The organism is Sodalis glossinidius str. 'morsitans' (assembly GCF_000010085.1).
Classification (GTDB): Bacteria; Pseudomonadota; Gammaproteobacteria; order Enterobacterales; family Enterobacteriaceae; genus Sodalis; species Sodalis glossinidius.
Genome location: NC_007712.1, coordinates 3,337,504 through 3,352,264, shown reverse-complemented (window position 1 = coordinate 3,352,264; position 14,761 = coordinate 3,337,504). Strand labels below are relative to the sequence as shown.

The following is a 14,761-nucleotide window of genomic DNA, read 5'->3' as shown; positions in this document are numbered from 1 at the left end:
CATAAAGTTACTTGTATCACACTTTATCGTTTGGGTTGAGCGCCTCTGTTAAGCGTCGCCGCACTTCCGCCTGCATTGCACGGCTCAGCGCGCGACGGTCGCCGTCTGCCAGAATGAACAAGTCCTCTACCCGTTCGCCGATGGTGGAAATGCGCGCGCCGTGCAGCGAAATGCCTAGATCGACGAAGACTTCGCTGACGCGGGCCAGCAACCCGGGCTGATCGAGCGCCGTTAGCTCCAGATAGCTGCGACGTTCGGTCGGCGAAGGCAGAAACACCACTGAGGTGTCCACGTTGAAATGACGCAGCTTGGAGGACGGGCGTCGCACCCGCGGGTGGCGGTAATCCCCCGGCAGCAGGATTTGCAGCAGCGCCTGACGGATGACCGGGTGACGATCCGGCGACAATGGACTGCCGTCTGGCTCAAGTACCACAAAGGTGTCCATCGCCATACCGTCTCGGTTGGTAAAAATCTGCGCGTCGTGCACGCTGAGATTGCGGCGATCTAGCTCGCCCGTGACCGCGGCGAACAGATAAGGGCGATCCTGGTTGTGGATGAAAATTTCGGTGCCGCCGCGGGTGGCCTGCGGGCTTATCAGCACCAGCGGCTCGTCGTGGTCGTGCAGGACCATATGGCGCGCATGCCAGGCCAGCTGATTAGGGGTATGGCGCAGGAAATAATCGGCGCGGCAGCGGCTCCAGATTTCCTGTAGACGCTGTTCGTCGATGCCCTCCATACGCAACAGCACCAGCGACTGACGGCGGTTGTGGCGTACCCGCTCGCGCACGTCGGGCGATACGTGAATACCGCGGCGCAGCTGTTTCTCGGTGGCGAAGAACAGCTCGCGCAGCAGGCTTTGTTTCCAGCTGTTCCATAGCGTTTCGTTGGTGGCGCAAATATCCGCCACCGTCAGGCACAGCAGGTAGTGCAGGCGGCTCTCGCTCTGCATCTCGCCGGCGAACTGCACCAGCACGTCCGGCTCCTGAATATCCCGCCGCTGGGCGGTCACCGACATGACGAGATGACTTTCCACCAGCCACGCCACCAGTTGGGCATCCTCGGCGGGCAAATCGTGCAGCGCCGCAAATTCCAGCACGTCGCGGGCGCCAAGCTGGGAGTGATCGCCGCCGCGCCCTTTGGCGATATCATGAAACAGGGCCGCCACCAGCAATAAATGCCGCTGGCTCAAACGCGGAAACAGCTCGACGCACAGCGGATGGTACGGCCGCTGGCTTTCGTCGGCGAAACTTTCCAGCTTAAGCAATACCCGAATGGTGTGCTCATCGACGGTATACGCATGGAACAGGTCAAATTGCATCTGGCCGACAATATTGCTCCACTGCGGCATATAGGCCCACAGCACGCTGTGCCGGTGCATCGGCAGCAGAGCGTGTTTTACCGCACCCGGCTGATGCAGAATCCGCATGAACAGCGTCCGCGCTTCGGGGCTCGTGCACAGCGGCGCTTTCAGGTGCCGACGGGCATAGCGCAGCTGGCGCAGGGTAGCTGAATAAATGCCCTCGATATGTCGGTTGCGCACCATTTGCCAGAACAGGAGTAAAATCGCCTCCGGCTGTCGGCTAAACAATGTCTCGTCGCGCAAATCAATCAGGTTGCCGCGCAGCTGAAACTCGTCGTCCAACGGCTGGGGTTTTTCATCGGGCGCCAGGGCGAGGATCGCCTCATCGAACAACTGCAACAGCATCTGGTTCAGCTCGCTGACGCGGCGGGTGACGCGGAAAAAATCCTTCATCATCCGCTCCACCGGCAGGTTGCCTTCCCCCTGGTAGCGTAGCAACTGCGCCACGTTCTGCTGACGGTCGAACAACAGTCGATTATCGTAGCGGTTCAACACCAGATGCAGGGCGAAGCGGGTGCGCCACAGAAAGCTCTGGCACTCGTTGAGTTCATCCCGCTCGGCGCGGGTTATAAAGCCAAAACCCACCATTTCATCCATCGAGGTGGCGCCGAAATGGCGGTGTGCGACCCAAAGCAGGGTATGGATATCCCGCAGGCCGCCGGGGCTGCTTTTGATGTCCGGCTCGAGATTATAGCTTGTACCGTGATAGCGCGAATGGCGTTCCTGCTGCTCGGCGAGCTTGGCGGGAAAAAACGCCCGCGAAGGCCAAAAATCATCGCTGAACACCTGTTTTTGCAGGGTCAGAAACAGCGCCAGATCACCGCAAATCAAGCGCGATTCGATAAGATTGGTAGCGACCGTCAGATCGGCGCGCCCCTCTTCCAGACACTCGGCGATACTGCGCACGCTGTGGCCGACTTCCAGCTTGAGATCCCATAACAGCGTCAGCAGCTCGCTGATATGCTGTTGTTGCGGCGGCGTCAGCGGCGCCTGGCTTAGCACAAGCACATCGATATCGGACAACGGATGCAGTTCGCCGCGGCCGTATCCCCCCACCGCCACCAGCGCGGTATGAGGTGCGTGGGCTAAGCCGTGGTAGTGCCAGAGCTGCCGCAAAAGCTGATCGATATACAGCGTGCGGGCGTCCACCAGTATTTCAGCCGTCTCGCCGGCATCGAAAGCGTCGGCCAGCCAGCGCTGGAATTCGTCCAGCCGTTCTTTCAAAAAAGGGCGGTTGAGGGCGTCGTCCGGCCAGGTGAGGGGAGATGAGGGTTTGACCGGCGGCTGGCGCGGCACCGGCGGATGGGTAAATTGAAGAATTTGGTCCGGCATGGGGTCGCCCTGCATAGTAGGGCGGCCCGGCACGCAAATTGGCTTACCGGGGCTGCCCGTGAAATTAACGCTCGCCAGCGCCCCGGCCGGCAAGCGGTTTTAGGCCGGGTGGTGGATTACCGTCGGCAAGGTATCATCGGCGCGCAGCGTCATGATTTCACAACCGTCCTCGGTCACCACGATCGTATGCTCATACTGTGCCGACAGGCTACGATCCTTGGTTTTTACCGTCCAGCCATCTTTCATGGTGCGGATGCGGTAGTCGCCGGCGTTGACCATGGGCTCAATGGTGAACGCCATTCCCGGTTGCAAGACCACACCGCCGTCGTCGGCATCATAATGCAGCACCTGCGGCTCTTCATGAAAGCCTTCGCCGATACCGTGGCCACAATACTCCCGCACCACCGAGAAGCTTTCTGCTTCAACGAACTGTTGAATCGCTTTACCCAGCGTGCGCAGGCGGATGCCCGGCCGGACCATGCGGATTGCCAGATACAAACTTTCTTTCGTCACCCGGCATAGCCGCTCGCCGAGGATGGTCGGTTTGCCGACTATAAACATCTTTGAGGTATCGCCGTGGAAGCCGTCTTTGATAACGGTGACGTCAATATTCAGAATATCGCCCTCTTTAAGCTTTTTTTCATCGCTCGGGATACCGTGACACACGACTTCATTGACCGAAATACATACCGATTTCGGAAAACCGTGATAGCCGAGCGATGCGGAAACGGCGTGCTGTTTCTTGGTGATATGCTGATGGCACAACCGGTCCAATTCGCCGGTGCTAACGCCGGGTTTGATATAAGGTTCAATGATTTCCAGCACCTCGGCAGCCAGCCGGCCGGCAACGCGCATCTTTGCAATATCGTCTGCTGTTTTGATAGGAATGGCCATGTAGAGATCCACAGTCGGCACCAAGGTCGACAATAAAATAATAATATAAGCTAAATTAGCGAGTGGGATTAATGGTATCAGTACGGCCGGACACTGCCAAATGATCATTTTCCCGCAGGCTTCGGAAAACATTTGGTGGAGTCCATGCATGGTTTATGGTATAAAGCGCGCCGACGATAGGTGCCAGGATTTTTCAAGCCGCGCGTCGATCGCTACAACGAAACTCAATTGTGTTATTACACACACGTATCGGCACATGCGCCGGGGTGCTCTGAATCACAAGGTCGGGGTCGGCCGTATGGGATACGTGGAGGCATAACCCCAAACAGACATAGAGGTTTATCATGGCAACTGTTTCCATGCGTGACATGCTCCAGGCCGGCGTGCATTTCGGTCACCAGACCCGTTACTGGAACCCGAAAATGAAGCCCTTCATCTTCGGCGCCCGTAATAAGGTTCACATCATCAACCTGGAACAAACCGTACCCCTGTTCAACGACGCCTTGGCCGAGCTGAACAAAATCGCCTCGCGCAAAGGTAAAATCCTGTTTGTCGGCACCAAACGCGCCGCAAGCGAAGCGGTAAAAGAAGCGGCCAACAGCTGCGATCAATTCTTCGTCAACCATCGCTGGTTGGGTGGGATGTTGACCAACTGGAAAACGGTTCGTCAGTCCATCAAGCGTTTAAAAGACCTGGAAACCCAGTCTCAGGACGGTACGTTCGAGAAGCTGACCAAGAAAGAGGCGCTGATGCGCACTCGTGAACTGGACAAGCTGGAAAACAGCCTGGGCGGTATCAAGGATATGGGCGGTCTGCCGGACGCGCTGTTTGTTATCGATGCGGAACATGAACACATCGCTATCAATGAAGCCAACAATCTGGGCATTCCGGTTTTCGCTATCGTTGACACCAACTCCGATCCGGACGGCGTAGACTTCATTATCCCGGGTAATGATGACGCCATCCGCGCAATCAACCTGTACCTGACTGCCGTTGCCACCACCGTGCGCAAAGGCCGTTCTCAGGATCTGGCGGAACAGGCTGAAGAAAGCTTTGTGGAAGCTGAATAATAAGGCATGCTCTCAGGAGCCCTTATTGACCAAGTTTTAAATATGTTGGTTAGAGGGCCTGTCATCAGTCCCTCTTTTTTACCTATCTCCAACACGGAATAACGAGGAAAAGATAATGGCTGATATTACCGCCGCCCTGGTTAAAGAACTGCGCGAACGTACCGGCGCAGGCATGATGGAATGCAAAAAAGCGCTGGTTGAAGCTCAGGGCGATATCGAACTGGCTATCGACAACATGCGTAAGTCCGGCCAGGCCAAAGCCGCCAAGAAAGCGGGCCGTGTCGCGGCAGAAGGTGTCATTTTGACCAAAATCGCCCAAGACGGCAAATACGGCGTCATCATCGAGCTGAACTGTGAAACCGATTTCGTTGCCAAAGACGGCGGCTTCAAAGCCTTTGGCGACGAGGTCATCACCGCCGCGCTGAACGAACGCATCACCGACGTAGAAGCGTTGAAGGCCAAATTTGAAGAACAGCGCACCGCGCTGGTAGCCAAAATTAGTGAAAACATCAATATCCGCCGCCTCGGCGTTCTGGAAGGCGGCGTGCTCGGTTCTTACCTGCACGGCGCGCGCATTGGTGTCATGGTTTCCGCCGCCGGCGCCGACGAAGAGCTGGTGAAGCACGTCGCCATGCACATTGCCGCCAGCAAACCGGAATACGTCAATGCGGATGATGTACCTGCCGACGTAGTTGCCCGTGAGCATCAAATCCAGCTCGACATCGCCATGCAGTCCGGCAAACCGCGTGAAATCGCCGAGAAGATGGTGGAAGGCCGTATGCGCAAGTTCACCGGCGAAATTTCTCTGACCGGCCAGCACTTCGTGATGGACCCGAGCAAGACCGTTGGTCAGCTGCTGGGCGAACACGGTGCCAAAATCAACAACTTCATCCGTTTTGAAGTGGGCGAAGGCATTGAGAAAGCTGAAGTCGATTTCGCCGCCGAAGTGGCCGCGATGGGTAAGCAGTTTTAATTAAGTTGTTCGGAACCGCCTGTAGGCGGTTCCGCTTTTAATGAGCCGGAATAATGTCAGACGACGTGTGCCGCACCAGGTCAATTCCATCCCATCAAATCGCTCTCAAGGAACAGATCAAATGGCAACCAACGCAAAACCCATTTACCAGCGTATCCTGCTCAAATTGAGCGGTGAAGCCCTGCAGGGCGCCGAAGGTTTCGGTATCGACGCCAGCGTGCTGGACCGCATGGCCCAGGAAGTGAAAGAACTGGTGGAGTTGGGTATTCAGGTGGGCGTGGTCATCGGCGGCGGCAACTTATTTCGCGGTACGGGGTTGGCGAAGGCCGGTATGAACCGCGTGGTGGGCGATCATATGGGGATGTTGGCGACCGTGATGAACGGTCTGGCGATGCGCGACGCATTGCACCGCGCCTATGTTAACGCCCGCCTGATGTCGGCGATTCCGCTGAACGGCGTCTGCGACAATTACAGCTGGGCCGAAGCCATCAGTCTGTTGCGCAATAACCGCGTCGTGATTTTCGCCGCCGGTACCGGCAATCCCTTCTTCACCACCGATTCCGCCGCCTGTCTGCGTGGCATTGAAATCGAAGCCGAAGCCGTGCTGAAAGCGACGAAAGTGGATGGCATCTTTTCCGCCGATCCGGTAAAACATCCGGATGCTACACTTTACGATCAGCTGAGCTATCAGGATGTGCTGGAGAAAGAATTGAAGGTCATGGATCTGGCCGCCTTCACTCTGGCGCGGGATCACAATCTGCCGATACGCGTGTTCAATATGAACAAGCCTGGCGCGCTACGGCGGGTGGTCATGGGTGATAAAGAAGGCACCTTGATTACCAAGTAATGCATAACGGGGCCTGGCAACCAACGGCCACGGTCCGCCCGGATAACCAAGTCTCAAGGGTTCGCAACGTGATTAATGAAATCCGTAAAGATGCCGAGATTCGCATGGAAAAATGCGTCGACGCGTTCAAAAGCCACATCAGCAAAGTCCGTACGGGCCGCGCTTCCCCGAGCCTGCTTGACGGTATTCAGATCGACTATTACGGCTTGCTGACGCCGCTGCGCCAGCTGGCCAATATTATTGCCGAGGATTCCCGTACCCTGGCCATCACCGTCTTTGACCGCACGTTGGCACCGGCGGTGGAAAAGGCCATCATGGCCTCCGATCTGGGGCTAAATCCGTCTTCCGCCGGCACGGTGATTCGCGTACCGCTGCCGCCGCTGACCGAAGAGCGCCGCCGCGACCTGATAAAGGTAGTGCGCGCCGAGGCGGAACAGGGCAGGGTATCGGTGCGCAATGTCCGCCGCGATGCCAACGACAAGGTGAAGGCGCTGTTGAAAGACAAAACCATCGGTGAAGATGAAGATCGCCGCTCGCAGGACGAGATCCAGAAGCTGACCGACGCCTGGATCAAAAAGCTTGATAGCGCCCTGGCGGAAAAAGAAGCGGAATTAATGGAAATTTAATCCCCCCCCGGCGAAATGAAAACGCCGTAGCGGCGCCTCCCTGGCGGAGGTGCTGTCGCTGCGGCGTTTTTTTGTGTAAGCCGCCATAGACAAAACGGAGCCATCGTCTCAGACTAGACGTTTCCCTCATATTCTAACGCGGTATAAAAAGTAACTTCATGCGGCATTTGACGATTCTGGGAAGTACTGGCTCCATTGGCAATAGTACGCTGGCGGTGGTAAAGCACAATCCCGACCAATACACCGTGCGTGCGCTGGTGGCGGGCAACAACGTTGCCTTGATGACCGAGCAATGCCTGGCTTTCCGTCCCGCCTACGCTTGTATGGCGGATGACACCGCGGCGCGGACGCTCAAGGCTAATCTGGCCGCGGCGGGCGTCGCCACCGCCGTACTGTCGGGCGTGCAGGCGGCCTGTGAGCTGGCCACGCTGGATGAGGTGGATACGGTGATGGCCGCGATTGTCGGCGCCGCCGGGCTCGCCGCGACGCTGGCGGCGCTGCGAGCCGGCAAGCGGGTTTTGATGGCCAATAAAGAGTCGCTCGTCACCTGCGGCCGGCTGTTCATGAACGAAGCGCGTCGCCATCATGCCCGGTTACTGCCGGTGGACAGCGAACACAACGCGATTTTTCAGAGTTTACCTGAACCACTTCAGCGTGGGTTGGGTTACGCTTCCCTGGCGAAACATGGAGTGTCGCGTATCGTGTTGACGGGCTCCGGCGGCCCCTTTCGCCAGACGCCGCTGGCGGCGCTGGCCACGATGACGCCGGAGCAGGCCTGCGCGCATCCTAATTGGTCGATGGGCCGCAAGATTTCGGTGGATTCCGCCACCATGATGAACAAAGGTCTGGAATATATCGAAGCGCGCTGGTTGTTCAATGCCGCGGCAGAGCAGATGGAAGTGCTGCTGCATCCCCAGTCCATCATTCACTCCATGGTGCGCTACACCGACGGCAGCGTGCTGGCGCAATTAGGATCCCCCGACATGCGCACGCCCATCGCTCACGCGATGGCGTACCCCGAACGGGTGCCGTCCGGCGTCGCGCCGCTGGATTTTTTACGCCTCGGCACGCTGAGTTTCGCGCAGCCGGACACCGCACGCTATCCCTGCCTGCAACTGGCTGTCGACGCCAGCCAGCAGGGGCAGGCGGCGACGACAACGCTCAACGCCGCCAATGAAATCGCGGTGGCGGCGTTTTTGCACGGCGATATTCGTTTTACCGATATCGCCGCCGTGAATCGGCGGGTGCTGGAACAAATCAGTCTGCCTGAACCGGACAGCGTGGAAGAGGTGCTGGCCATCGACAGCCAGGCGCGGGAAAAGGCCCGCCAGAGCGTTATTCATTTTGGACAGTGAGGCGCCGGGGCGCCGCGATGGCTGATTTGTTCGTTGACCGGCAAAATGATATAGTCTGCGCTACTCATCCCGTCGATGAAGGCCAGCCGGGTAAAATTAGTTACAGGCCGTGTATGTACACGGCTTTTTTGTGCGTTCGGGGCCCTTCGTTCCGGTAAGACGGTGGTATTCTCAGTGAGGAAATACGTAAGCGTGATGTCGTCCGAAAATCAGCAAGAGCCAAAAGCGTTGCCTTCCTCCTCACCACGCCATGTGGCTATTATTATGGATGGCAACGGCCGCTGGGCTAAAAACCGGGGGAAATTACGTATCTTCGGTCACCAGGCCGGCGTCAAGTCGGTCCGCCGCGCGGTAAGCTTTGCCGTCAGCCACCATTTCGACGCGTTGACGCTGTATGCGTTCAGCAGCGAAAACTGGAACCGACCTAGCCAGGAAGTGTCCGCGCTAATGGAGCTGTTTGTCCGGGCGCTGGATAGCGAGGTGAAAAGCCTGCACAAGCATAACGTCCGGCTGCGGATCATCGGCGACACCTCGCGCTTCGGCATGAGTTTGCAGGAGCGGATTCGCCGCTCCGAGGCGCTGACCTGCAATAATGACGGGTTGACCCTGAATATTGCCGCGAATTATGGTGGACGTTGGGATATCATTCAGGGGGTACGGCAACTTGCCGCCCGGGTGCAAGAGGGTATCCTGCGACCTGACCAGATAGATGAGGACGCTTTGTGCCAGGTAGTCTGCATGAACGAGCTGGCCCCTGTGGATCTCGTTATCCGCACCGGAGGGGAACATCGCATCAGTAATTTTTTGCTGTGGCAGATTGCCTACGCAGAGCTGTTTTTTACCGACGTGTTATGGCCGGATTTTGACGACGCTGTTTTTGAAGGTGCGCTGGATGCTTTTGCTCAACGCGAGCGGCGCTTCGGTGGAACAACACCTAATGATGCCAACGCATCCTAAGGGGGATTTTTGCTGAAGTATCGCCTGATTACTGCCTTGGTCCTGATACCCATAGTTATCGCCGCACTGTTTTTGTTGCCGTCGGTTGGCTTTGCCCTGGTCACCCTCGCGGTGTGCATGCTCAGCGCCTGGGAATGGGGCCAGCTCGCGGGACTGGCCTCGCGCAGCCAGCGTATCTGGCTGGCCATTCTCTGCGGCCTGCTGCTGGCGCTGATGATGCTCACCGTGCCGGCCTATCGGCCGTTCATGACCGTCTGGCAGGCGCAATATGCCCTGTGGGCCGCCCTGGCCTGGTGGCTGGCGGCGGCGCTGCTGGTGTTGTGCTACCCCCGCTCCGCCACGCTGTGGCGTGAATCTCGGCCGCTGCGGCTGGCATTCGGCATCCTGACCATTTTGCCCTTCTTCTGGGGGATGCTGGCGCTGCGTCAGCACCATTATGATATTAACCACTTCACCGGCGCCTGGTGGCTATTGTATGTCATTGTGCTGGTGTGGGGCTCGGATTCCGGCGCTTACATGTTCGGGCGCGCGCTGGGTCGCCATAAGCTGGCGCCAAAAGTCTCTCCCGGTAAAACCTGGGAAGGGTTGGTGGGCGGGTTGGTCACCTCCGCGGTCATCGCCTGGCTGTTTGGCAAGTATGCGCCGCTTGACGCCGCACCGCTTACGCTGCTGGTCTGCTCAATCGTGGCGGCACTGGCGTCGGTGTTGGGTGATTTAACCGAAAGTATGTTCAAACGGGAGGCAGGAATCAAGGACAGCGGCCATTTAATCCCCGGCCATGGCGGCATTTTAGATCGTATAGACAGCCTGACCGCCGCAGTGCCGGTGTTCGCCTGTCTGATGCTGCTGGTCTTTAACGCTATCTGAGTCGGGACTGGGAGCGCTTATGCTGCACTTTTTCTGGATTCTTGCCGCGTTTATCGTGGCGCTGGGCGTTTTGATAACGGTGCACGAGTTCGGCCATTTTTGGGTGGCCCGCCGCTGCGGCGTGACGGTGGAACGTTTTTCCATCGGTTTCGGGCGCGCGCTGTGGCGTCGGCGCGATAAACGCGGCACGGAATATGTTATCGCCGCCATTCCCCTGGGTGGCTATGTCAAAATGCTGGATGAGCGGGTAGACACCGTCGCGCCCGAACGTCGTCATGAAGCGTTCAACCACAAAACCGTCTGGCAACGTGCCGCGATCATCGCCGCCGGACCGGTATTTAACTTCCTTTTCGCTATCTTTGCCTACTGGCTGGTGTTTCTTATCGGCGTGCCGAGCTATCGGCCGGTGATCGGCGAAGTGGCCCCTCATTCTATCGCGGCCCAGGCCGAAATTTCTCCCGGCATGGAACTTAAGTCGGTTGACGGTATCGAAACGCCTGATTGGGATTCGGTTCGTCTGCAGCTCATCGACAAGATTGGCGACGGTGAAACCACCCTCGGCGTCGCCTCGTTCGGCTCCCAAAGCGCCGAGCGGAAAACGTTGGATTTGTGCGACTGGCAGTTTGAGCCGAACAGGCAGGATGCGATCGTGGCGCTGGGTATTATTCGATTGGGTCCGCGCATCGAGCCGGTGCTTGCCGAAGTCCAACCGGGCTCGGCGGCGATGAAAGCCGGTTTGCAAGCCGGCGATAGGATCGTTAAAGTCGATGGTCAGCCAGTCACCGCATGGCAGTTGTTTGTGACCCGCGTACGCGACAATCCCGGTCGGCCACTTCAGGTGGGCATTGATCGACACGGCGAGGCCAGGGATATCACCCTGCAACCCGACAGTAAACCGGTGGGCAAGGGGGAAGTAGAGGGGTTCGCGGGTGTTGTGCCGAAGATTATCCCGCTGCCGGCGGAGTACAAAATCGTTCGGCAGTACGGTCCGCTACCGGCCCTGGCCCGGGCCAGCGAAAAAACCTGGCAGCTGATGCGGCTTACGGTCAGTATGTTAGGTAAATTGATAACCGGGGATGTTAAGCTGAACAATCTTAGCGGGCCGATTTCCATCGCCCAGGGCGCAGGGATGTCAGCGGAATACGGTTTGATTTACTACCTGATGTTTCTGGCGCTGATAAGCGTCAATTTGGGGATTATCAATCTGTTCCCGTTACCGGTGTTAGATGGTGGCCATTTGCTCTTCCTGGCGATAGAAAAGCTCAAGGGAGGGCCGGTGTCCGAACGAGTGCAGGACTTTAGTTACCGTATCGGCTCGATTTTGCTGGTGCTGCTAATGGGTCTGGCCCTTTTCAATGATTTCTCCAGGCTATGATAGCCTGAGATTATGTTAGGAAGAACGCATAACCACGATGGCGATGAAAAAGTTGCTCATAGCGTCGCTGCTTCTTAGCAGCGCCACCGTATACGGTGCAGACGGGTTCGTAGTGAAGGACATTCATTTCGAAGGACTGCAACGGGTCGCCGTCGGTGCGGCGTTACTCAGTATGCCGATCCGTGTCGGCGACACGGCGACCGATGAAGATATCGGCAATACTATCCGTGCGCTCTTCGCTACCGGAAACTTTGAGGATGTCCGGGTACTGCGTGACGGAGATTCAGTGGTCGTACAGGTCAAGGAGCGTCCGACCATTGCCAGCATTACTTTCTCCGGCAACAAGGCGGTGAAGGAAGAAATGCTCAAGCAAAACCTGGATGCCCAGGGCGTTCGGGTCGGCGAGGCCCTTGACCGCACCACCATTTCCAATATCGAAAAAGGCCTTGAGGATTTCTACTACAGCGCCGGTAAATATAGCACCACGGTCAAGGCGGTGGTCACGCCGCTGCCGCGCAACCGCGTTGATCTGAAGCTGGTCTTCACCGAAGGAGTATCGGCCAAAATTCAGCAAATTAATATTGTCGGCAACCACGCCTTCACGACCGATGAGCTGATTTCACGCTTCCAGCTGCGCGATGAAGTGCCGTGGTGGAACGTGGTGGGCGATCGCAAATACCAAAAGCAAAAGCTGGCCGGCGATCTGGAAACCCTGCGTAGCTTTTATCTTGACCGCGGCTATGCCCGCTTCAATATCGACTCCACGCAGGTCAGCCTGACGCCGGATAAAAAGGGTATCTATATCACCCTGAATATCACCGAAGGCGCGCAATACAAGCTGTCCGGTACGGTGGTCAACGGCAACATGGCCGGCCACTCCGCCGAAATTGAGCAGTTGGCCAAGGTACATCCGGGCGAACTGTACAACGGCGCGAAGGTCACCAAGATGGAGAACGACATCAAGCAATTGCTGGGTCGTTACGGCTATGCCTATCCCCGCGTGGCGACGCAGCAGGAAATCAACGACGCGGATAAAACAGTCAAGCTGCACATCAGCGTCGACGCGGGCAACCGGTTCTACGTCCGCCACGTACGTTTTGAAGGCAACGATATCACCAAGGATTCCGTGCTGCGCCGTGAAATGCGCCAGATGGAAGGCGCCTGGCTCGGCAGCAATCTGGTCGATCAGGGTAAAGAGCGCCTTAATCGCCTGGGCTACTTTGAAACCGTAGACACCGAGACTCAGCGTGTGCCCGGCTCGCCGGATCAGGTGGACGTGGTCTATAAGGTGAAAGAGCGCAACACCGGCAGTATCAACGTCGGCGTCGGCTTCGGGACCGAGAGCGGCGTCAGCTTCCAATTCGGTATCCAGCAGGATAACTGGCTGGGGACCGGTAACTCCGTCGGCTTTAGCGGCACCAAGAACGACTACCAGACCTATGCCGAGCTGTCGATGACCGATCCGTACTTCACGGTGGATGGCGTCAGCCTGGGCGGCAAGATCTTCTACAACGACTTCAGCGCCGATGACGCGGACCTGTCCGATTATGATCTGCGCCGCTACGGCGTGGGCACCACGCTGGGCTTCCCGATAAGCGAGAACCACTCGCTGAATTTCGGCCTGGATTACGTGCATGACGATCTGACCAATATGCAGCCGCAGGTGACGATGTGGCGCTATCTGGACAGCGTCGGTATCAATCCCAAGGTGGTCACCACCAATAAGGCGGACAGCGACGCCGATTTCAGCGCCGATGATTTCTTCTTATCGATGGGCTGGAGCTACAACAATCTGGATCGCGGTTACTTCCCCACCGCTGGTTCGCGCGCCAGCCTGACCGGTAAGGTGACGGTGCCCGGCTCCGATAACGAATATTACAAAATCACCTTCGACGCCAGCCATTACATCCCGCTTAGCGAAAGTGGCAACTGGGTGCTGATGGGCCGCGCTCGCGCCGGCTACGCCGATGGTCTGGGCGGCAAGAACGTGCCGTTCTACGACAACTTCTATGCGGGCGGCTCCAACACCGTGCGCGGTTTCCGTTCCAATACCATTGGTCCGAAAGCGGCGTATTATAAGTGCAATAGCGGCAATACCCGCTATAGTGATTGTCCGGTGGACAAATCCAGCGACGCCGTGGGCGGTAATGCGATGGCGATTGCCAGCGCCGAACTTATCATGCCGACGCCGTTCTTGAGTGAGAAGTATGCCAACTCGGTGCGCACTTCGCTGTTTGTCGATGGCGGTACCGTGTGGGATACCAGCTGGCAAAATACCAGCGCTACCCGCGCAGCCGGTATTCCGGACTACAGCGATCCGGGCAATATCCGTATTTCCAGCGGTATCGCCCTGCAGTGGATGTCGCCGCTGGGGCCGTTGGTATTCTCTTATGCGCAGCCGGTCAAGAAATACGACGGCGACAAGTCAGAGCAGTTCCAGTTTAATATCGGCAAAACGTGGTAATATTACACGGGATGATGTGCAGGCAAGGAGCAGGGCGGCAGGGGCATTGACGCAGTACGCAGATGTTACGTGAAAAGCATGTTTTCACCGTTGCCTGGCTTTACATTGAAGCAAAACACAAATAGTGATTAAGGAGTTTATAGTGAAAAAGTGGTTATATGCCACGGGCCTGGGTTTAGCACTCGCCACCTCCACCGTCGCGCAAGCTGCCGATAAAATCGCTGTGGTTAACGTCTCCAGCATTTTCCAGCAGTCGCCGCAGCGGGCCGTGGTTGCTAAACAGCTCGAAAACGAATTTAAGGGCCGCGCCACCGAACTTCAGTCCATGGAACGTGACCTACAGACCAAGATGCAGCGTTTGCAGCGTGATGGTTCCACCATGAAAGCCAGCGAGCGCAGCTCACTGGAGAAATTGGTGATGGCGCAGCGCGAAACCTTCTCCATCAAGGCGCAAGCGTTTGATCAGGACAACCGTCGTCGCCAGACGGAAGAACGTAACAAGATTCTGAGCCGCATTCAGGACGCGGTGAAGAGTGTAGCCACCAAAGAAGGCTATGACGTAGTGATCGATGCTAACTCCGTGGCTTATGCCACCAACGCTAAAGACATTACCGCTGACGTTCTGAAGCAGGTTAAATAAG

At 57.3% G+C, this 14,761-nt stretch carries 12 protein-coding genes; 10 read left to right on the top strand and 2 right to left on the bottom strand.

What is annotated here, in order from left to right:
• Positions 1 to 16: 16 nt before the first annotated feature.
• On the bottom strand, positions 17 to 2,692 hold the full coding sequence (gene glnD, locus SGP1_RS17850; RefSeq protein ID WP_041867650.1) for a bifunctional uridylyltransferase/uridylyl-removing protein GlnD: 2,676 nt from the start codon (positions 2,690 to 2,692) through the stop codon (positions 17 to 19).
• Positions 2,693 to 2,791: 99 nt separating this feature from the next.
• Positions 2,792 to 3,586 carry a type I methionyl aminopeptidase gene (map, locus tag SGP1_RS17845; protein ID WP_011411675.1) on the bottom strand — a complete coding sequence of 265 codons (795 nt, stop codon included), beginning with the start codon at positions 3,584 to 3,586 and terminating at the stop codon, positions 2,792 to 2,794.
• Between the two features lie 344 nt (positions 3,587 to 3,930).
• On the opposite strand from map, the gene rpsB reads away from it, so the two are divergent.
• The 10 genes from rpsB (at position 3,931) to skp (ending at position 14,760) form a co-directional block, all read left to right on the top strand.
• The gene (rpsB, locus tag SGP1_RS17840; RefSeq protein WP_011411674.1) at positions 3,931 to 4,656 is read left to right on the top strand and encodes a 30S ribosomal protein S2; all 726 of its coding nucleotides are present in this window, start codon (positions 3,931 to 3,933) and stop codon (positions 4,654 to 4,656) included.
• 115 nt (positions 4,657 to 4,771) lie between these two features.
• A complete protein-coding gene (gene tsf, locus SGP1_RS17835; protein ID WP_011411673.1) occupies positions 4,772 to 5,629 on the top strand; it encodes a translation elongation factor Ts in 858 nt (285 codons plus the stop codon).
• 121 nt (positions 5,630 to 5,750) lie between these two features.
• The gene (gene pyrH, locus SGP1_RS17830; protein WP_011411672.1) at positions 5,751 to 6,476 is read left to right on the top strand and encodes a UMP kinase; all 726 of its coding nucleotides are present in this window, start codon (positions 5,751 to 5,753) and stop codon (positions 6,474 to 6,476) included.
• A gap of 68 nt (positions 6,477 to 6,544) precedes the next feature.
• Positions 6,545 to 7,102 carry a ribosome recycling factor gene (gene frr, locus SGP1_RS17825; protein WP_011411671.1) on the top strand — a complete coding sequence of 186 codons (558 nt, stop codon included), beginning with the start codon at positions 6,545 to 6,547 and terminating at the stop codon, positions 7,100 to 7,102.
• Between the two features lie 158 nt (positions 7,103 to 7,260).
• Positions 7,261 to 8,457, top strand: a complete 1,197-nt coding sequence (gene ispC, locus SGP1_RS17820) for a 1-deoxy-D-xylulose-5-phosphate reductoisomerase (RefSeq protein WP_011411670.1) — start codon at positions 7,261 to 7,263, stop codon at positions 8,455 to 8,457.
• A gap of 195 nt (positions 8,458 to 8,652) precedes the next feature.
• Positions 8,653 to 9,414, top strand: a complete 762-nt coding sequence (ispU, locus tag SGP1_RS17815; protein WP_011411669.1) for a (2E,6E)-farnesyl-diphosphate-specific ditrans,polycis-undecaprenyl-diphosphate synthase — start codon at positions 8,653 to 8,655, stop codon at positions 9,412 to 9,414.
• Between the two features lie 9 nt (positions 9,415 to 9,423).
• A complete protein-coding gene (cdsA, locus tag SGP1_RS17810; protein ID WP_011411668.1) occupies positions 9,424 to 10,281 on the top strand; it encodes a phosphatidate cytidylyltransferase in 858 nt (285 codons plus the stop codon).
• 19 nt (positions 10,282 to 10,300) lie between these two features.
• A complete protein-coding gene (gene rseP / locus SGP1_RS17805; RefSeq protein ID WP_011411667.1) occupies positions 10,301 to 11,656 on the top strand; it encodes a sigma E protease regulator RseP in 1,356 nt (451 codons plus the stop codon).
• Positions 11,657 to 11,693: 37 nt separating this feature from the next.
• Positions 11,694 to 14,120: an outer membrane protein assembly factor BamA gene (gene bamA, locus SGP1_RS17800; RefSeq protein WP_011411666.1), complete on the top strand. Its 2,427-nt coding sequence runs from the start codon at positions 11,694 to 11,696 to the stop codon at positions 14,118 to 14,120.
• A gap of 142 nt (positions 14,121 to 14,262) precedes the next feature.
• The gene (gene skp, locus SGP1_RS17795) at positions 14,263 to 14,760 is read left to right on the top strand and encodes a molecular chaperone Skp (protein ID WP_011411665.1); all 498 of its coding nucleotides are present in this window, start codon (positions 14,263 to 14,265) and stop codon (positions 14,758 to 14,760) included.
• Position 14,761 lies beyond the last annotated feature (1 nt).